Consider the following 18,524-nt stretch of genomic DNA (forward strand, 5'->3'; position numbering starts at 1 on the left):
GACGTTCCTCCGTGCGGGTGCGCGCCCGCCGAGGGGCGCGCACCCGGGATCTGGGTTCAGTCGGACAGGTCCTGGCAGTTGGTCGACCACCACGTGTCGAGGTCGCTGCGGCGCACACGAATCTGACCGTTGGGGAGCCGTACGCACCTGGGTGCCTTGCCACGGGCGCGCATGCGGTAGAAGGCGGACCGGGACATGCCGATCTCGACCAGGACTTCGGGGAGCTTCAGGCTCGGGTGGCGCGCGGGCGTCTTCGGATGGCCCGGACCGCGGCCGGAGCGCGGATGAGTGGTCGGGTGCTTGGGCATGCTGGGGGCACCTCCTGTGCAGTTGTTGCGGGGTGGGAGGCCGGAGCAGCGGGTTTCCTTGGCCGGTTGGCCGCTGCTCCGGGTTGAGTCAGGTGGCGTCGTCGTCGTTATCGGCGTCGTCGGTGGGGTGGGTCGGGGCGACGGTGGTGGTGGCGACGATGGAGACGGTGCCGTCGGGGTCGCCTTCGAAGACGGTTTCCATCCAGTCCCAGGTGTGTTCGCCGTCGAGGAGGGTGTAGCCGAGGTCGGCGAGGGCGGTGGTGCGGGCGCGGAGGGTGGGGATGCCGTCGGCGAGGGGGAAGGGGACCGTGGGCCAGCGGGCTTCGTCCGGCAGCGCTACGAAGACCTGCCATTCGGTGCCGTCGTAGGACTGGATCATGTGGGCGCGGATCGCGCGGGTGTCGGGCATGCGCTCCTTTCGTCGGTGAGGTTCGGGTGCGCTCAGCTCGCGTGCAGGAAGCCGTGGACGTCGGCGAAGCGGATGAGGTGGTGGAGGGTGCGCTCGGCGTGCTCGCCGTAGGCGTGGGCGGTGTCGGCGAGGGCGGTCGACAACTCGGTCTCGGTGTCGGCCTCTTCGTTGTCCTGCGCCTGCTCGCACGCGATGAGCTGCTTGCGGAGGTCGGCGAGGTGGCGGCTGCCGGCCTGGACGGTGAGGGAGTCGCCGAGGTCGGGGAGGCCGTCGGCGGTGACGGGGTAGTTGCCGTTGCGGTCGCGCGGCAGCTTGGCGTGGTGGGGGCGGTCGGCGCGGAGGACGGCGGCCAGGGCGGTGGCGGTGCCGTGGGCGTAGCCGAGGGCGGCGTTCTCGTAGAGGTCGCGGGTGTGGTGTTCGAGGACGAGGTAGAGGTCGCTGAGCTGCCAGAGGGCTTCGTCGTGGGGGCGTACGGGCTCGGCGTTGCCCGGGACGGTGAGCAGGCCGGGGACGGGGATGATGCGGGCCGGGTCGGTGGTGCGGGCGGTGTGGCGGGCGTGCTGGTGGGCGTCGCGCAGTTCGCGGGAGGCGGCGCCGAGGGCGTGCACGCTTTCGAGGAGTGTGAGGTGCCATTCCGGGGTGGTGTCGGGCATGAGTTCCTCCGTTGGGTGAGTCGGGCGGGGCGTCAGGCCAGCGGGTCGGCCGGGGTGGTGGACAGTCCGGCGCGTTCGAGGAGTTGGCGGAGGTCTCCGCCGACGGCGGCGAGGCGGTGTTCGATGGCCTGCCAGGACTCGGGGTCGATGGACATCAACGCGGTGATCGCGGTGGGGCCCTGGCCGAGTTCAAGGGCGGTGAGGGCGTCGCGGAGGTCGCCGACGGCCATCAGGGAGAGCCGGGGCGCGGTGGTCTGGACGCACATGGTGAACTCCCTTGTGGTCACGTGTGGTTGCCGGGGATGGCGTCGCGGAGGGCGGACATGATCTGGTCGACGGAAGGGGCGGCGCTGCTGCGAGCGAGGTAGAAGCCGAAGAGCAGGGCGACGATCGCGGCGCCGGCGCCGAGAGCGCGGTAGCGGATGAGCAGGGCCACCAGGGCGCCGAACAGGACGAGCGCGGAGATGCTGAAAGCCATCGGGGTGCCTTTCTCGGGTGCGGGCGGCTCCCGCGGTCAGCGGGTGCCTTCGCGGCGCAGCCGCGTGGCGACGTTGTAGAGGTGGCGGCCGACGCGAACGCGCTGTCCGTAACCGCGGCAGCGTCGGCACTCCCGGCCGCGGACGATCCGTCCGCGCCGGTTCTGCCGCACCTTGAACCCGAACCCTCCGCACCTGCGGCAGACGCCGAGCGGACTGGCTGCGCAGAGCGCGGCGTAGCAGGCGGCGGCGAGGACGGCGAGGGTTATAGCGGCGACGAGTGGAGGCATGAGAGACCCCTTTCCAGGGCGGAATCAGGGTGTGCGGAAGGTGGGCCGCTAGGAGCTAGCGGCCAGGTCAGGGATGGTGTGGGGCGCTAGCGAGGGCGCTAGACCTAGCGGGGTGCGGTGCTAGGCCGGCAACCCCCGGGGCGGCCACGCACATCCACGCGCAGCTACGCGGCAGCGGTCCCGCCGTCTCGCTCGGCGAGGGCGTTGAGCACGTCCTCGCGGCGCAGTCCGCGGCGGTTGGCGCCCTTGCCGTCGGCGGTGCCCCACACCTGCACGGTGCGGAGGCCGTACGGCTTGACGGCGGCGGCTAGTTGCTCCGGGGTCCACTGGCCGTAGACCTCGGGGCGGAGTTCGGCGAGCCGGGTGACGATGTCCTCGCTCCACGCCTTCGCCTTGCCGGGCGGGAGCGCGGAGACGAGGTCGGTCAGCAGGTCGTACGAGGCTGCGCTCGCGGCTACGGTGTCCTCGCCGAGGGCTTGCCCGGTTAGCATCCCCGCCCGCTTCCGCAGTTCGTAGACGCGCAGGGCCAACGCGTCGGCGGCGGGCGCGTCGACTTTGACGCAGCGCACGATGCGGGCGTCGGCTCCTTCGCCGACGAACCACGCGATGCCCTTGTCTGCCCAAGCCAGGGTGTTGGCGCGGATGCCGCGCTTGTACGAGCCGGTGCCGAGCACCATGTCGTTCTCGATCTGGCCCATGACCTTCAGGCACCACCGCACCGTGGCGTTCGCGGAGATGGCGGTCGGCAGCGACTTGGAGTCGGGGCGCTGAGTGGCGAGGAGCAGCGTGATGCCCAGGGCCGGCCCGCGCTTGACGAGGTCGGTGCAGTGCTCTTCGAACTCGGCTCCGTATTGAGGGTGTTCGAACCACTTCTGGCATTCGTCCACGCCGATGATGATCGGGTGCAGGCCGAGGGACTTTCGGTCGGCGAGCGTTGAAGTGACCTTCGACTCCGGGCAGAGGTCTTTCGGGAGTTCGCGGATGACGCGAGCTCGGCGCCTCAACTCCGCGCGCATCTCCCGCAGGTCGGTGAGCGCGTAGGCGATGTCGTCCTCTTCCTCGCCCGCCCGATAGCGGTGGGCGACGCGGGCCAGGGGTGACAGGTCGCCGGTGCCCTTGAGGTCGTACGCGTGGATCTCGGCGCGCAGGTCCAGGCAGGCGATCAGCAGGACCAGGCGCAGGAGGAAGGTCTTGCCCATCCTCGGGACGGCTCCGATGATCCCGGAGACGTACATCAGCGTCTGGCTCACCCAACGTCCGCGCTGGTCGGTTGCGAACGGCTGGGGCCTGAACAGGTCGACCGAACCCGCTTCCAGGAGAGGCCACTTGGGCTGTCTGGTCCTGGACATGTCCTGGTCGCCGACCCACAGCCGCAGTCGCCCGGTGTGCTCGTCCGGGACGGCCTCCGGCCATACGCACCCGAGGGGGCGCCGTAGCCCGCTCGCCAACTTCTCGCGGCGGTCGAGGACATCGGCGACGGTGACGCCGTAGGGGAGGTCTCCTTCGGCGAGCCATCCGGGGCCGTCGCGCGTGATGGGTGCGGTGAAGGCGAAGCCTGAACCGCCCTTGGACTGGGACTGGTTGACCGCGGAAATGCCCAGTGCGCCGAGGGCGCGCAGCACGACGTCACTGGTGAGCTTGGTCGCCTTCGGGATTTCCACAGCCCTGTGGATGATCGGTGCGTCCTCCGGCTGACCGAGTCGGCCGAGTGCAAGAGTGAGCGCCGCGCCACACGCGGCGACCATCCACGCCGGGCCGAGTACGTACAGCGTCAGCGCGGTCACCGTGCCGCAGATCGCCGCGAGTGCGCCGACGACCGTACGCCACCGCACCCGGCGGTCCCGCTGCCGCGAGAGCTTCAGGTACTCCTCGACGTCCTCGCGCGTGGCCGCCGCTTGGCGCAGGGGACCGCCTTCCGCGTCGGCTACCCACCGCAGCGAGCCGCCGACGAACCGGGCGGCGCCGCGGGGTGCTTGGAGGGTGAGGCGGACGGCGTACCAGGGCGCCCGGATCGCGTGATACGCGCTGACGTGGCCGACGTACCCGCTCGCCCACCGTGCCGCGCCGCGGAGTTCGCGTCGCGAGCGGGCCCACGGCGGGACGACGGGGCGGCGCTTCGCACCACGGATGCGATCGGTGAGACCGGGGCCGGGCCGGTCGCTGAGCTTGTCGACCAGGAGCTCGGAGTCTGGTGGAGCTAAGGACGCTTTCGCGGGGTCGTCGTTGAGGTCATGGTTCACTGGCGGTTCCTTCCTGCGCGGAGGGACGCCGGGGCTCGGCCCTACCCGCCAAAGCAGCGGCCGGGCCCCGGTGATGGGGTGGCACGGGCGAGTGGCCTCAGCGTTCGGCGTTCACCGGACGCGGGCCGCGTTCACGGTCGAGCCGTACGAACACACTGTGGACGTAGCTCGGGGCGCGGGTGGCGCGGCGGGCCGTTTCGCGGACGGTGAGACCGTCGGTCCAGCCACGCTCGATGGCCGCCAACGCCTCGGAGGTGCCGAGCTTGGCGGGTGAACGGTCGGCAGAACGGATGTCGTCGAGGCGGCTGTTCACCTGCGGGAGTTCGGTGAACAGAGTCCGGGGGTAGCGGCGAACATTCGCGGTGGCGTGCGCCATCTGGTCGCGAACCTGCCCGGCCAGCGCGGAGGTGGCCGGGTCTGGCTGCGGAGCCCAGGGCGACTGAAGGGCGACCGTCGCGAGGCCGGCCGCGTGGCGGCGGGCCGCGAGTTGGTCGAGCAGCTTTGCCCGCTGGTCGGAGTCCGTCCCGACAGACGCCTTGTCCACGGCCACGGACAGCCGCCGCGCGATCCGCCGGCCGCGCCGCTTTTCTCGTCGCGCGGGGTCGAGAGCGGCGAGCCGGGCGGCCAGCGCCACCGCTCGTACGGTAGCCCGGTCGCGGGTGATCTGAGCGGCGTCACGGTGCCGTTCGGCGATCCCGAGCCGGGAGAGGAGACGTTCCCGCAACTCCCGTATGAGCAGGGCCCCGAAGCCGTTGGACGACGCGTCCGGTGCGCGGTGTCGTAGTTCGATGCCCATCGCGAGATGCCAGAGCAGCGCCGCCAACACCGGTCCGACGAAGGCCCGTACGGTGCCGCCGATCGGGCCGGACTCGGCGTACGCGGGGATGATCTGCACTCCCGTGATCGCCCAGACGAGGACGCCGGGGACGCCGGGAGCCGAGGTCGGCCCGTTCAGGTTCTGCCGGGCCAGCAACGCGGTCGCGAAGAGGGCGAGTTCGGCAGCTCCGAACATGGCGGCGCGCTCGGTCGTACCCGCCATGTCGAGGTAGTCGGCGGCGAACCGCCACGACGTGTCGGCGCTGTACGCCGTGCAGCCGACAGCCGCCAGGGCAGCGACGCGGACGGCCGGCGTGCCTCGGCGGAGTAGCCGGACAAGGAGCCATCCGACCCCGGCCGCGACGGCGGCGAAGGCGAGGACGGCTGCCGGGTTGCGGGTGAGGACGGTGAGAGCGTTCACGCCGCCTCCCGAACCGTGGCCGCGGTACCGCGCAGCAGCTCGGCGCCGCCGAGTCGTACGGCGTACCAGGCGTCCTGCAAGGCGAGGTCATCGTGTTCGCCCTCGTCCAGCAGCTCGGCCAGCACGTCACGGGCAACCGCCAGGCGGGCCGCCCGTTCGTCCGCCGACTCGCCAGCGTCCGGCGGCCCACGGAACAAGTCCCGGAAGCACCCCGGGAGTTCTCCTAAGTCGAAGTCGCCGCCGCTCTCGCAGCGACGGGTGAACGTACGCATGAACGCTCCTGCTCTGAGACGGATCGGGAGCCGTGGAGCGGCTCAGACGCGGAACCGCCGCGGCGACGCCAAGCGCGCCGACCAACGCACGACCGTGGTGGCGGCGCTGAAGCCTCCGACTCCGGCCAGCGCGGTCAGCAGCCAGTCGGTGCCGACCTCACGGGCCGAGTGGCCGGCGACAAAGGCGAAGAGCACGGCGAGGACGTATCCGACCATGCGCGCCGCGTTCCGGCGGCGCGTGGCGGGGACGGTCGCCCGGGCGACGAGGTCGAGGTCGCCCGGCTCCGCGAGGTGCAGGTCGGACGCGACCTGGAAGGCGACGAGGGGGCCGTCGGTGTGGCTGGCGAGGCCGGCCACCGTGCCGAGGGCCTGGTCGGTGCGGTCACGGACCACGTCGCCGATTGCGAGGTGCATCGGGTCCCTCCTTGGGGTGGTGGGGACCGCTCATCACGGACGAGCGGTCATGACCTCCGGCACCGCCGACCGCTCAGGGGCGGCGGCCGTGCCGGGATCAAAAGCACTCGTTCGATCAGGTGCGCGCTGTGGAGTTCTCAAGGGGCGGGCGCTGACTTCGGGACCGTTTCGCGGGCCCTCCGGGCGCTTCCAGGGCACAGCAACTCCTCAAGAGCTCCTGTCCTCAGGTCCTCTTTAGGAGTTCAATTGGACTATGACGTAGAACTCCTTAAGTCGTCAAGACCTCTTGAGGAGTTGTATGCTGAGGCCGCCCGACGATCAGGATGGTGAGCCGCGTGGCCAAGGCATACGAACGGATCGCTGACGATCTACGTCAGCGCATCCGTGCAGGTGAGCTGAGCCCCGGTGATCGCCTGCCTTCTGAAACGGCGCTCTCCGAGGAGTACGACAAGAGCCTGCCGACCCTGCGCCAGGCGCTCGGGCTCCTCCAAGCCGAGGGCTTGATCGAGAAGCAGCACGGCCGCGGCAACTTCGTGCGGCAGTCCCGTACACCCGTGTTCCGCACCAACGTGCGCCACCAGTGGGAGAAGGACCGCGCGCGCGAACCGGAGCCGCAGCGTAAGAAGACCGGTGCGACAGAGCACGACACCGGTCTCGAAATGGACGACCTGGTCTTCTTCGCGTCGTACGAGCAGGTAGAGGCCGACCAGGAGTTGGCCGAGATCTTCGGAGTGCCGGTCGGGACGGCGTTGGTGGAGCGGACGTATCGCACCCGGTACCAGGTGGAGAGCCATCCATTCAACCTCGTCCACTCCTACCTCGTACGCGACATGGTCGCCGCCAACCCCGACCTCCTCGATGCCGACAATGAGCCCTGGCCGGGCGGCACGCAGAACCAGCTCTTCACCATCGGCATCGAACTGGCTCGTATCGAGGAGCGCGTCTCGGCCCGGCCGCCCACGGCCGAGGAGTCCGAAGAGCTGGGGCTTCCTCCCGGCACGGCCCTGATCGTCCTCGGCAAGACGTCGTACGACATCACCGACCGCGTGGTGGAGCACTCCTTCGTCCGGCTGCCGGGCGACCGCACGGAAATGACCTTCGTCACCGAGCTGGGAAGGTGGTGACCGCCGTGGCGGACCGCCGCATCGACGTCATCACCGCCGTCCACGCGCCCTCCGCGCCCTACCTCGCGGACGCCTACAAGTCGCTGTGCGCCCAGGACTTGCCGGACGGCTGGGAGTGGCACTGGATCATCCAGGAAGACGGCCGGAGCGACACCGTCCGCCCCCACGTCCCGGACGACCCCCGCGTCACCTTCCACCAGGGCCGGCCCGGCGGCCCCGGCGTCGCCCGCACGATCGCCCTCGCGTACGCCTCCGGCCCTTACGTCAAAGTCCTCGACGCCGACGACCAGTTGACCCCGGGCGCCCTCGCCCGCGACCTGGCCCTGTTGGAGGGCGACCCTCACCTCGGCTGGGCCACCTCCCGCGTCCTCGACCTTCTCCCCGACGGTTCCACCGCCGGCTTCGACGGTGACCCGGACGACGGCCCGATCGCCCGCGGCGCCGTCGTCGACTACTGGAAGGCGAACGGTTTCCGCGCCCAGGTCCACCCGGCGACCCTTTTCGTCCGCCGTGACCTCTTGCTCGCACTGGGCGGCTGGATGGCCCTCCCCGCTTCCGAGGACACGGGTCTCCTTCTGGCCCTGAACACGGTCTCCCCCGGCCACTTCACCCGGGAGTACGGCCTCCTCTACCGCAAGTGGCCCGGCCAGGCCACGGCCCAACCGAGCCACACGGACGAGGCGGAGCGGGATGCGCGGATGGCCGTGGTGGCGGCCCGAGCGGAAGCGCTGTCGCGTGCGGGATGGAGGTCGTCCGTGGCTGACTGAGGCGGAAGGCCCCGCTCGCGCGGGGAGCACGCGGTGGCCCACCACAGGGCGCTGTCGCCCTCGGGAACAGCCTCGCTCTTCGCCGAAGAGGATGGCCGGGGGGTGCTTGCTGTAGGGAACAGCCCCGGCTCGCGCGGGGAGCACGACGGCGACGAATCCCGCAGGCTCGTCAACGAGGGAACAGCCCCGCTCGCGCGGGGAGCACGGAGGTAAGGGGTGCCCAGTCCCGGCGCCGTGGGGAACAGCCCCGCTCGCGCGGGGAGCACATTGCCATCGTGATTTCAACGATGCAGGGGATGGGAACAGCCCCGCTCGCGCGGGGAGCACAGCAGCCGCAGCGCTTGCGCTGCGGTTCCTCGGGGAACAGCCCCGCTCGCGCGGGGAGCACGTAGTTTTCGATGACGCTCGCGGACGCGATCAGGGAACAGCCCCGCTCGCGCGGGGAGCACTCCTATGGTGCGGGTTTCGTGCGGCTCGCACAGGGAACAGCCCCGCTCGCGCGGGGAGCACCCAAGCTCCGGAGAGCGATAGCTCACCATCTTGGGAACAGCCCCGCTCGCGCGGGGAGCACTGGTCCCACCATGCGACCTGTGCGCACACCGCGGGAACAGCCCCGCTCGCGCGGGGAGCACAACTGTTCAGCAGCAAGGCCCAAACCCACGGCGGGAACAGCCCCGCTCGCGCGGGGAGCACGCGGAGAAGGCGGGCGAGTTTTTCTCGGAGTCGGGAACAGCCCCGCTCGCGCGGGGAGCACCACAGCGCTGACTGGGGGCGCGTGCTGCACGCGGGAACAGCCCCGCTCGCGCGGGGAGCACAGGCCGGAGCCGGCGAAGCTCTCCGTGTCGATGGGAACAGCCCCGCTCGCGCGGGGAGCACGGGTGGCGACGAGGTGGGGGTCGATGCCAAACAGGGAACAGCCCCGCTCGCGCGGGGAGCACACACCGACCTGCCACGGACCGGCCGGCGTGCAGGGAACAGCCCCGCTCGCGCGGGGAGCACAGCTTGTCGCGGGTCCCCCGCTTGGCCGCGACGGGAACAGCCCCGCTCGCGCGGGGAGCACGGCGCCTACGTGGCGGTGGAGCTGCCGCCGTCGGGAACAGCCCCGCTCGCGCGGGGAGCACTGGGCCACGCAGGGCGGCCAGGCCGAGCCGCCGGGAACAGCCCCGCTCGCGCGGGGAGCACTGGGCCACGCAGGGCGGCCAGGCCGAGCCGCCGGGAACAGCCCCGCTCGCGCGGGGAGCACACCACCGCGGCGTGCGCGAAGCACGCCAGCGCGGGAACAGCCCCGCTCGCGCGGGGAGCACCCGTCGCTTCGGGACGCTTCACCCGTGTGGACGGGAACAGCCCCGCTCGCGCGGGGAGCACCCTCTTCCTTCCGAGGGTGCGGCCACGGCCGAGGGAACAGCCCCGCTCGCGCGGGGAGCACCGGTCGAGGCCGCCGACGAGGATCACCGACCCGGGAACAGCCCCGCTCGCGCGGGGAGCACCAGTCGCCGGTCCGAGGCCGGTTGCGGGCAGCGGGAACAGCCCCGCTCGCGCGGGGAGCACCGCCTGCTTCGCGGCCCACCGCCACGAGTCGCGGGAACAGCCCCGCTCGCGCGGGGAGCACGGTTCTTGGTACCGATTGGAATAAGAATGCTAGGGAACAGCCCCGCTCGCGCGGGGAGCACGGGAAATAGTCGCGTTCACTCTCGTCCGGGTAGGGAACAGCCCCGCTCGCGCGGGGAGCACGGATGATTCGGTGTTGGTGGTAAAACCGACGCGGGAACAGCCCCGCTCGCGCGGGGAGCACATCACGTCCGCCGACCACCCGGACGCGTCCGGGGGAACAGCCCCGCTCGCGCGGGGAGCACTAATTCCGGCGGCGATAGCCTGTGTTACGGCATGGGAACAGCCCCGCTCGCGCGGGGAGCACGCCCCCGTGTGTCGTGCCTCGCGCTGCCACCGGGGAACAGCCCCGCTCGCGCGGGGAGCACACTTGGCGACCTGCACGTTTACCGCGGCCGACGCGTGTTTTTACTTACTTCCCGAGAATCGGTCAATTCGGTCATTCCCAGTCTCGTGGGGCTCTGCGAAGCACTGTCGCACCCGCTCTCCTGTCGGCGTTCCAAGTTTTGGACATCGTTATGAGCCGACCGGGACCTCGTAGACGACTTCGCAGAGGTTCGAGGGGACCACGATGTCCGCGGTCTCGACCGGGCGGCCGTCCTCCGCGTAGTAGGTGCGCTGGATGTGCGTGGCCAGGGTGCCCTTTTGGACGCCGAGGAGGGCGGCTTCCTCGGCGGTTACGACCCGCGGTGAGGGCTGCTCCACTGCCCGGGTGACCGTGATGCCGATCTGGGCCATGCGGCGGACGACGCCGAGGCCGGCGTGGGGGCCACCCTCGGGGAGGACGATCAGGGTGCCGGCCGTGAGGGCGTACGGCTCCCAACTCGTCGAGAGCTGAGCGGGCTTGCCGTCGGCGAGGAATTCGTAGGCCGTGCGGACGCACAAGTCGCCCTCGGCGAGGCCAAGTCGGGCCGCGATGTCGGCGGGGGCCGACACCTTCGCATCGGTGCGGCTCTCCCAACTGCCGCGCCTGCCCAGGGCCGCCATGTCGGACTGGAAGGGCGAGCCGCCGGTCTGCTCGCGGTAGAGAGAACGGACGATCCTCAACTTCTCGCGCGGCGCGGCCACGTAGGTGCCGGAGCCGGCGCGGCCTTCGAGGGTGCCCACGGAGATCAGCAGCTCCTGGGCGCGGCGGATGACGTTGTCGCCGACGCCGTATGCGGCGGCGAGGTCGGCGCGCGAGGGGAGGCGGTCGCCGGGGGTCCACTCCTGGTCGGCGATGCGCTGGCGGAGGGCGTCCGCGATCCGGAGATACGGCGGCTGATCAGGCATGTGGACAATCTAGTCCACTAGCTCTAATCTAGTGAACTAGCTTCACTGAGAGTGCTTGGTTGGCAACGGAGGACCGTCTTGTGCCCCCACCCGAAGCTCGCATTGACGACATCTGCGCGCGCCTGGTTGCCGTGGGTCTGACGCCCGAACGGGCGGACGACGGCGACCACACGCAGATCGAGGCGCGGGTCCCGTCGGACTTCCCCGCCGGGAGTTGGCGGGAGCTTCTGGCGGTCCTCGAAACAGCCGACCGGTTCGGCTTTGCCGACAGCACCTCGCGCGGCCGCCAGTTGTGGGCGGTCGTGCGGACAGACCCCGGCGCGGCACGTCACGCCGCGTCGGGAACGCCCTGAACCGTAGGAGCTGATCCGATGCCCCACTTCTTCGGACGAGTTGCCGCCTGGATCACGCGACAGCTCTTCCCGCCGGCCGGACGACACAGGCAACGACCCTTGCCGCGCGTCATGTTGGTGCCGAATCCCGTGAAGGTCCCCGCCGTTTCGGCTCTTTGCGCCGGAAGAGCCGCTCCGCACTGGAACCTCCTCCACGCCGAGGAGACCGCGCTCGTCCGCCCGTACGTCCTCGCTGCCGAAAGCCGACGTCTGCGCGGGCCTGGACTTACGGCAACGCCGTGACCGCGCGCCACCAAGTCGTCGCGGACGACCTGCGCCGACTGATCGTCGCGGGCGAGTACGCGGTGGGGGAGCGGCTTCCCCCGGAAACGCGGCTGGCTGCGCGGTACCACGTCAGTACACCGACCCTCCGCGATGCGCTGGAAGTTTTGCGGGCCGAGGGCCTGGTCGCGAAGTTCCAGGGGCGCGGCAACTTCGTCTGCCGGCCGGCCGTACGCCTTACGTACCCCGTTGGCACCGGCACCGACGCCCTTGACGTCATCGTCAGCGCCGTCGAACGTACGGCGACCAGCGAACTCGCCGCCCACCTGGGCGGATCGCCCGACGATCCGATCACCGAGTACGTGTGCCTCAGCCATCGCGTGGACGGACCGCAAGCTCTCGCGCACGTCCACGTGCCGCACGCGGTGTCGGGCGGCCATGCGCTCCCGACCGGCTCCTCGGCATGGGGCGACGACATCCTCGACGGCCTCGCGGTCGCGTTGGCGGCCGGCAGTTCGGGGGTGAGTAGCTTCGACCAGGTCACCGCCCGGTTCCCCACCGGTGCGGAAGCACAGTCGTTGCGTATTACCGCCCGCACGCCCGTGCTCGCGATCCACCGGACGGTCATGGCCGACGACGGCCGAACGGTCGCCTGCGTCCACGTAGTACTGCCCGGCGACCGTGCCGAAGTCGCTTTCACCGTAGGGCCGGTAGGGGCCACGACGGCCGATGAGAAGGAGGCGACGCGATGATGCGGCTCCTGCCGTGGCTGGGCGTCGATGGGAAGCCGTGTTTCCTGGACACCGACGCCGACGGCTCGTCGTTCCTGTCCCGGCTCGCGGACAACTTGGAAGCGGTCCAACTCGGCATGAGCAGGGACCTGCTGGAGAACGTGCGGAAGTACACGGGCGAACGGGTGCCGCCCGAGAGCGACTTGCGTGCGATGGTCTCCCACCTGTGCATGGCCCTCGCGGACGTGCTGCGCGTGGCGGAGAGCCGCGGGGAACGGGTTCCGCCGCCGGAAGAGGACGACGATGCCGACGCCGTACGGCTGTCCCAGGCCGTCCAGTCCTTCACCGACCGCGCGATCGATCGGTGGAACGTGTCCTGAGCGCGGCTCTCCTGCTGAGTCAGCGGCTTCCCCCTCGCACCGCCACACCTCGACCATGGAAAGGGACTTCAACGATGAGCATCAGCGCTACGGCTGCCTCGTTATGTACGACGGACCAGCCACGTACGTGGAAGATCACCACGACCAACGGCATCACCGCGCACGGCTACCTCCCCTACTGGGCGGAGGACGACCCCAGCGAGACCGGTCTCGACCCGGAGAGTCTTCACGTCACGCTGGTCGACGTCGGGCACCGCAGTGCCTTCCGAGGCGTGACCTTGACGGCCTTCACCCCCGAGGGTGGCGCCCGTCGAGCCCAAGAGATCGAGTCCTTTCACGGCGAGATCGCGTGCCACCCGTATTCCGACTCCGAAGCGCCCGATGAGTCCGTTGTGCCGGTCGTCAACGTCCAGGTCGGGCCCGACTGTTGGGTGATCGGTCTGGAGCCGGTCGCCCTCGCCGAGTTGGCCGCGAAGCTGCGTACCCACGCCGACTACCTCGAAGGTGACGTACTGCCCCGGCTCGTTGCCGCTCGGGAGGATTGGGCCGCTCACCACTGCGAGGACACGCAGCGGTCCTGAGAGCCGCACCACTTCGCCCGGGGCGCGGAACTGCCCTATCCCGTGCGGACGCGAGCATCGCAGCGGCCCGTCCGATCGGAGCAGAAGCCGGACCTTGCGCCTGAACCGCCGGCGCCTCCCCCGCACTCACCCGCGCCGAAGTCTGCCTCGCAGGTCGTCATCGGCCACCGGGTAGCGATGCCGTCCGCCCGCCACCGCGCTCCATCCCAGGCGAGGTGGCGGCGGGCGGATGCACCGTAATCACTCACCCCGTAAGGAGCTTTGTCATGGCCAATCCCGGCCACTTCGCGGCGAAGAAGCTGGACACCACGCTGTGTGCGCGAGCGCTGTACGGCGCGGAGTTGCGGCACTACCGGGAGCGGAAGGGGCTGACCCTCGCGGAGTTGGCGGCCAGACTGCACATCGACATGTCCTTCCTCGCCCGGATCGAGCAGGGAGAGCGACGACTGCCGGACGAGTTGGCCGGCCCCCTGGACCGACTCCTCGACACCGGTGGCTTCTTCGAGCGCAACCTCGAAGCCGCCCGCTCCGCCCCCAGGCCGGCCAGTCGCACCCCGCTTGCCGAGTGGGAACGGCTCGCCGTCGCCATCCATGAGTGGGACGCCGCGCTCATCCCCGGTCTGCTCCAAACCGACGCCTATGCTCTGGCAGCCGCCGACGCCTACCGCCACGTACTCTCCGACCGCGTCCAACGCCACCGCTGGGAGGCGCGGTTGTCGCGCACGCCCGTCCTTCTCGACGCGCACGGACCTCGTTACGCCGCCGTCCTCGGCGAAACCGCCCTCCGCCGACCGCTCGGCGGCCCCGCCGCCATGGCCGTACAACTCGACCACCTCGCCGCGCTCGTCCGCAGCGAGCGCGTCACGCTCAACGTCCTGCCCTTCGCCGCCACCCCGCATCCGACCGCCATGGACGGTGCGCTGCGCGTCATGACGTTCGCCGACGAGAGCCCAGCCGTCCACTTCACCAGCCACCACACCGGCGCCCACGGCACCGAGCCCGGAACCACCGCACTCGCCCACCTCACCTACGACCTACTGCTCGCCGCAGCCCTGCCCCCGGACGCCTCTCTCGACGCGATCGAGACGGCGGCCGACATCTACCGGGCGGAAGCGGCCGGCGAGCAGGGAACCGCCCCTCAGGCCACGGCGAAGGAACGCCCCAGCCATCGTGCGGGGAAGCGCGGCGCCGTCGTGCGTCCTGCTCGGTGAGAGCGGCGGCCGATCGGTAACCCGCTTTTCAGGGAAGTGTTTCCGCATCGACGCGTGAGAAGACGAGGTCGCTCTCGCCGGTGACCGGGCCGCGCCACCGGACCGGTACGGCGGAGGCTCCGCGCAGCGCGGTCGGGTAGGTGGCGGCGGCGTACTCGTTGGCAAGCCGGTACACGTGGAAGCCGGCACCGCGCATCGTGTCGAGCAACTCCTCCACGGAGTCGCCGAGTTGTTCCATACGCTCCGGTGTGACCTCGACGGTGACCTCGGCGTCGGGCCGTAGCCGTTCGAGCATGGGTGCCATGCCCCGTACGACGCTGCCCTCCGCGCCTTCGACATCGACCTTGACGACCCGGGCCCGTTCGATCTCCTCGTCGGTCAGCACGTCGGGGAGCGGGTGGGCGTCGATGTCGAAGACGGACTCGGTCGGGCCGTCCCACGGGACGATGCTGTTGGCGCCCATGTTCGCCGAGCTGGCGAGGATGAACGTGAGCGTCTGGTCCTTGTCGGAGACGGCGGTGTGCACGGCGCGGATGTTCGTGCAGCCGTTGAGCCGCGCGTTCTGCTCGACGCGGTCCAGGAAGGGGCGCGACGCCTCTATGGCGACGACATGGCCGGTCGGGCCGACGAGCTGCGAGGCGAGCACGCTGAAGTAGCCGATGTTCGCGCCGACGTCGATGTACGTGTCCCCCGGGCCCAGGCGGTTCTGGAGCCAGTGCGTCATCCGCGGTTCCCACGTGCCGAACAGGTACAGGTAGCGCTGGATCAGGTCCTGCGTGTCCACGGCGAAGCGCGCGCCGGTCGCCGTCTCCGTGACGCGCCTGCGCGGCTCGTCCCGCAGGTGCGGGTTCAGCCAGCGGCCGGCCAGCGCCCCCTTGCCGAGCGTGCCGGGGGCGTTGCGCACGTACCGGCGGCCGAGGGTGACCAGGGCCTCCGTAGTGGGGTTGCTCATCCGTTCGCTCCTCCGCACGCCGCCAGGGCCCCCACACTACGGGCGGGCACCTGCCGCGCCCCAGAGCCCCACGGCCCGGATGCCCCGGAACCGCCCCCTCGCCTCCCTCCACCCTCCTAAAATCCTCAAGACGTCTTTACGACTCTTGGCCGGGGGTGGGCTTGAGCACGTCCGAGCAGTTGCTGACCATCGCCGCGGTCCTCCTGGGCGCCCTCACGACCTACGTCACCAACTACTGGACCGAGCGCCAGCGCATCCGGCGCGAGCTGCTCACCCGCTGGGACGCGAAGAAGCTCGAAGCGTACGAGAACTACATCGACCGCGTCCGCGCCGCCGTCTACCTCGCCGTCGAGCTCTACGAGCATCGCGAGGGCATCCGCGTCAGCGACGATCCCGAGTCCCGCCAACGCGCCGAACTCTACGAAGCCACCCACCTCCGCGGCCGAGCCTTCGAACGCATCATGCTCCTGGCCGGCGACGAGGTTATCGAAGCAGCCCACGCCCTGAACGCGACCACCCTGGAAGTCGACTGGCAGGCCACCGGCAAGACCCCGGGCACCCTGGACGACTGGCGCGCCCGCAACCGCGCGGTCTTCGCAGCGATCAACGCCTTCCACGAGACGGCCCGGGTGGACCTGGGCGTCAGCGGCTCCGTGACGGGTGAAGCCCACCCGGACCGGGATCTTTTGCTGCCGCCAGCTCAGCGTGAGAGGTAGAGCGGTCGTACTGTTGGTCCGTACTGCGCGGGAGTAATAGTTTTGAGGCGGCTATTTGGAGCCCTCCGCGCCCACCGGACAACGACTATTGTCGCCCGTGAGTTCTGCATGATCTAAATGTGCCATTTTTCGACCTCAACGCCATTTGCTAAATTGTTGTAGCGATCAAGGGCCCACTTCAGCATAGATGAGTGATGCTCCCCGCAATTTCTCGCTTCCATCCCGTTTCCAGAACTCGATAATTTCCACGTTCCTGCGCTTTCGTTCACCGGTGTACTGGGAAATATCGAGCATATAAGCTTCAAAGATGCGCCCAGGACGGTGGCGGACTGTGACGCGCGAGTTGATGGAATGTACCAACCTTAGGTCTACGAGCTCCTTTACTCGCTCGTAGGTCTCGGATGCGAGATCTTTCTCAACCAAGAAGCAGTTCTTCTTTTGCGTCACCAAACAAAAGGTCTTGATGCTCTCCAGTTCTCCCTCTAGTTCGAATTGTCCGTCCAGGACGTCCCTGTGGAACTCATCTCGTTTTGAGCTCTCGTGTTCTCCTGCTCCCTGGTTGACTGCCTCAACTCCGACTTTTTCCGAGCTTTGATCGATGGCGAATGCCACACTCTTTCTCAGAATTGACAGGTAATCGCGAGCTACGCCGCCACTCGCTAGTACCAAGCGATCCCGTGCTCCCTCGTTGATGATTTCTCGAAGATCCACCCCGGCCTGATTTGCCACGTTATCTGTTACGTCGAGAAGGAAACGCTTGGCTGTCTTGTACTTCTCCAATGTGAGGTCGAGATCGATCTCTTCGATATCATCCCCCAGTTTTACTCCAATCGGAGGGTCGCCGTTCTTGTACCATGAAGAACGGTGACGAATCGTACCGACTTTTAGCCACAAGCCGGTTCCCTTGAAAAGTCGATGGAAGTAGTCAAGAACCTCAGGCTGGCTTGCCCGCTTGATGTAGTACATGTCATCCAACAGAATAAATCCATTCCCTCCCGCCAGTTCTACGACTTGCCTAAGAGTCTTTTGGTAGGAAATTACACGCCGGTGCAAAGAGTCGATCTTAGAGCGCCGGATAGTTTCATGGACTTCGTCCAGCGATAGTGATCGACTTGAAGATGAATCCGAAAAACCAGCTTTGATGGGTCCCTTTTGTGCCGCAATGTCAAGTTTGGAGACCTGGTCGGATTGATTCTCATCTCTTTGCAGTAGCTGAATTTCTGCATCGTCGTATGCGTTAAGGAGAAGGTGTAGCTCTTTTACGTATCCATTGATCTCCACTGAAAGAAGAGAAGCGGTCGACCGCTTCAGCGGTGAGCGCTGAGGGACGAGCTTCTTCCAAAATGACTTCTTGTTTGCGGGAGCAATGGCTCCACCACTGAGCCATCCTTCGATATTCTCAAATGTTTCAATCAGGACGCTAATTAGCACGTCGGGATACGCGTGACCCTTAAATTTCTCCATGTCAATATAGGCATTTGGCCGCCTGTTTTCCATCATTTGACTTTTGGCCTTTTGGAGCAGGCTGGTCTTCCCTGAGCCTCGACGGCCGAAGATCAAATGATTTCGGTTCGCTGTGGCCCTCGCCAGAGTCCCCGCAGCTGGCTCAATGAACTCGTTGGCTGCTGGTCCTGTCGCGCGTGCAGCTTCTTCTAGGGCGATAGTGAACTCGCCAACGTTGACACCCTGAACCCCACTGCCTGCCATGTTTCCCCCTGTTTGCTGAGGCGGACATAGTACTCCCGATGGAGCCAGTCGGGAGCGGAATCAGGGAAGTGAGGCGTGACCGAATGTTGCTGAGGTTGACTCGTAATGTGGTCGGGAAGCCGACGGTCAAGCCGGTCCGGATGAGGCGGCCGTCGATCAGGTTGCTGCGGTGCTGGATGTGCCGTAGGCCGTTTACCGGTGCGGATGGGGTGTTCTGGTGTGGAGAAAGGAATCTGTGCGTTGGCGTGCTGCGGTGGATACGATGGTCGGGCAGGGGCATGTGGCGCTGGAGATGGTGCCGCGCCGAGCATGCCCAAGGAAGGTTGCGAAGGTATCCCGCCCCTTGCCGTGGCTAACCTGTGGTCAAACCCGGTGATCATTCTGAGTGTTTCATGTGTCCGCCGCAGGTCAGATGCTCTCCCGGCCATGTGCATTGGGCGGTCTTGAAAACCGTCGTGGCAGCGATGTCACCGTGGGTTCAAATCCCACAGCCTCCGCAGAGGTAGTTGGTTGAGCACGTCAGAGCGGGTGCCCCGAGGTTCGGGGCACCCGCTCTGCTGTT

19 protein-coding genes, 1 tRNA gene, 1 pseudogene and 1 CRISPR repeat array are annotated in these 18,524 nt (G+C 68.6%); of the genes and pseudogenes, 9 read left to right on the plus strand and 12 right to left on the minus strand.

The window, feature by feature from the left end:
- Window positions 1-56: 56 nt before the first annotated feature.
- The 9 genes and pseudogenes from OG896_RS19455 to OG896_RS19495 form a co-directional block, all read right to left on the minus strand.
- Window positions 57-230: a helix-turn-helix transcriptional regulator gene (locus OG896_RS19455; RefSeq protein WP_329374144.1), complete on the minus strand. Its 174-nt coding sequence runs from the start codon at window positions 228-230 to the stop codon at window positions 57-59.
- Window positions 231-396: 166 nt separating this feature from the next.
- Window positions 397-717, minus strand: coding sequence for a DUF6303 family protein (locus tag OG896_RS19460; RefSeq protein WP_329367117.1), 321 nt, complete (start codon window positions 715-717; stop codon window positions 397-399).
- A gap of 32 nt (window positions 718-749) precedes the next feature.
- Window positions 750-1,370 (minus strand): hypothetical protein, encoded by a 621-nt coding sequence (locus tag OG896_RS19465; protein ID WP_329367119.1) that lies wholly within the window; start codon window positions 1,368-1,370, stop codon window positions 750-752.
- Between the two features lie 32 nt (window positions 1,371-1,402).
- Window positions 1,403-1,636: a hypothetical protein gene (locus OG896_RS19470; protein WP_329367121.1), complete on the minus strand. Its 234-nt coding sequence runs from the start codon at window positions 1,634-1,636 to the stop codon at window positions 1,403-1,405.
- Between the two features lie 17 nt (window positions 1,637-1,653).
- A complete protein-coding gene (locus tag OG896_RS19475; RefSeq protein ID WP_328467935.1) occupies window positions 1,654-1,848 on the minus strand; it encodes a hypothetical protein in 195 nt (64 codons plus the stop codon).
- 452 nt (window positions 1,849-2,300) lie between these two features.
- Complete coding sequence (locus OG896_RS19480; RefSeq protein WP_329367124.1) at window positions 2,301-4,376, minus strand: cell division protein FtsK; 2,076 nt, start codon at window positions 4,374-4,376, stop codon at window positions 2,301-2,303.
- A 400-nt stretch (window positions 4,377-4,776) separates the two neighbouring features.
- Window positions 4,777-5,613 (minus strand): annotated as a pseudogene (locus OG896_RS19485) (hypothetical protein); the annotation flags it as partial.
- Complete coding sequence (locus OG896_RS19490) at window positions 5,610-5,885, minus strand: hypothetical protein (RefSeq protein ID WP_329367129.1); 276 nt, start codon at window positions 5,883-5,885, stop codon at window positions 5,610-5,612. The pseudogene OG896_RS19485 and the gene OG896_RS19490, both read right to left, overlap by 4 nt.
- Window positions 5,886-5,927: 42 nt before the next feature.
- Entirely contained in the window at window positions 5,928-6,299 is a 372-nt protein-coding gene (locus OG896_RS19495) for a hypothetical protein (protein ID WP_329367131.1), read from the minus strand.
- Between the two features lie 335 nt (window positions 6,300-6,634).
- Here OG896_RS19495 and OG896_RS19500 point away from each other — a divergent pair, with 335 nt between their 5' ends.
- Window positions 6,635-7,423: a GntR family transcriptional regulator gene (locus OG896_RS19500; protein ID WP_329367133.1), complete on the plus strand. Its 789-nt coding sequence runs from the start codon at window positions 6,635-6,637 to the stop codon at window positions 7,421-7,423.
- Window positions 7,420-8,190: a glycosyltransferase family 2 protein gene (locus OG896_RS19505; protein WP_329367135.1), complete on the plus strand. Its 771-nt coding sequence runs from the start codon at window positions 7,420-7,422 to the stop codon at window positions 8,188-8,190. The genes OG896_RS19500 and OG896_RS19505 overlap by 4 nt, the downstream gene beginning before the upstream one ends.
- Window positions 8,191-8,366: 176 nt before the next feature.
- A CRISPR array of direct repeats spans window positions 8,367-10,166; the repeat unit is 29 nt; unit sequence GGGAACAGCCCCGCTCGCGCGGGGAGCAC.
- A gap of 148 nt (window positions 10,167-10,314) precedes the next feature.
- On the opposite strand, the gene OG896_RS19510 is transcribed toward OG896_RS19505, so the two are convergent.
- The gene (locus tag OG896_RS19510) at window positions 10,315-11,070 is read right to left on the minus strand and encodes a GntR family transcriptional regulator (protein WP_329367137.1); all 756 of its coding nucleotides are present in this window, start codon (window positions 11,068-11,070) and stop codon (window positions 10,315-10,317) included.
- 59 nt (window positions 11,071-11,129) lie between these two features.
- Here OG896_RS19510 and OG896_RS19515 point away from each other — a divergent pair, with 59 nt between their 5' ends.
- From OG896_RS19515 to OG896_RS19535, 5 genes are all read left to right on the plus strand, one after another.
- The gene (locus OG896_RS19515; protein ID WP_329367139.1) at window positions 11,130-11,423 is read left to right on the plus strand and encodes a hypothetical protein; all 294 of its coding nucleotides are present in this window, start codon (window positions 11,130-11,132) and stop codon (window positions 11,421-11,423) included.
- 278 nt (window positions 11,424-11,701) lie between these two features.
- Complete coding sequence (locus OG896_RS19520; RefSeq protein WP_329367141.1) at window positions 11,702-12,436, plus strand: GntR family transcriptional regulator; 735 nt, start codon at window positions 11,702-11,704, stop codon at window positions 12,434-12,436.
- Complete coding sequence (locus OG896_RS19525; RefSeq protein WP_329367144.1) at window positions 12,433-12,795, plus strand: hypothetical protein; 363 nt, start codon at window positions 12,433-12,435, stop codon at window positions 12,793-12,795. Before OG896_RS19520 ends, OG896_RS19525 begins: the two co-directional genes overlap by 4 nt.
- A 74-nt stretch (window positions 12,796-12,869) precedes the next feature.
- Window positions 12,870-13,376, plus strand: a complete 507-nt coding sequence (locus tag OG896_RS19530; RefSeq protein WP_329367146.1) for a DUF6907 domain-containing protein — start codon at window positions 12,870-12,872, stop codon at window positions 13,374-13,376.
- A 266-nt stretch (window positions 13,377-13,642) separates the two neighbouring features.
- A complete protein-coding gene (locus OG896_RS19535; RefSeq protein WP_329367147.1) occupies window positions 13,643-14,587 on the plus strand; it encodes a helix-turn-helix domain-containing protein in 945 nt (314 codons plus the stop codon).
- A gap of 28 nt (window positions 14,588-14,615) precedes the next feature.
- Here OG896_RS19535 and OG896_RS19540 read toward each other — a convergent pair whose 3' ends face one another.
- The gene (locus OG896_RS19540; RefSeq protein WP_329367150.1) at window positions 14,616-15,539 is read right to left on the minus strand and encodes an FkbM family methyltransferase; all 924 of its coding nucleotides are present in this window, start codon (window positions 15,537-15,539) and stop codon (window positions 14,616-14,618) included.
- A gap of 155 nt (window positions 15,540-15,694) precedes the next feature.
- On the opposite strand from OG896_RS19540, the gene OG896_RS19545 reads away from it, so the two are divergent.
- Complete coding sequence (locus OG896_RS19545) at window positions 15,695-16,255, plus strand: hypothetical protein (protein WP_329367151.1); 561 nt, start codon at window positions 15,695-15,697, stop codon at window positions 16,253-16,255.
- 165 nt (window positions 16,256-16,420) lie between these two features.
- Here the strand turns inward: OG896_RS19545 and OG896_RS19550 are convergent, their stop codons facing one another.
- Window positions 16,421-17,962 carry a hypothetical protein gene (locus OG896_RS19550; protein ID WP_329367153.1) on the minus strand — a complete coding sequence of 514 codons (1,542 nt, stop codon included), beginning with the start codon at window positions 17,960-17,962 and terminating at the stop codon, window positions 16,421-16,423.
- A 383-nt stretch (window positions 17,963-18,345) separates the two neighbouring features.
- Here OG896_RS19550 and OG896_RS19555 point away from each other — a divergent pair.
- Window positions 18,346-18,459: transfer RNA gene (locus OG896_RS19555), tRNA-OTHER, on the plus strand.
- The last annotated feature ends 65 nt before the right edge of the window (window positions 18,460-18,524 follow it).

Source organism: Streptomyces sp. NBC_00669 (assembly GCF_036226785.1).
In the GTDB taxonomy this organism is placed as follows: Bacteria; Actinomycetota; Actinomycetes; order Streptomycetales; family Streptomycetaceae; genus Actinacidiphila.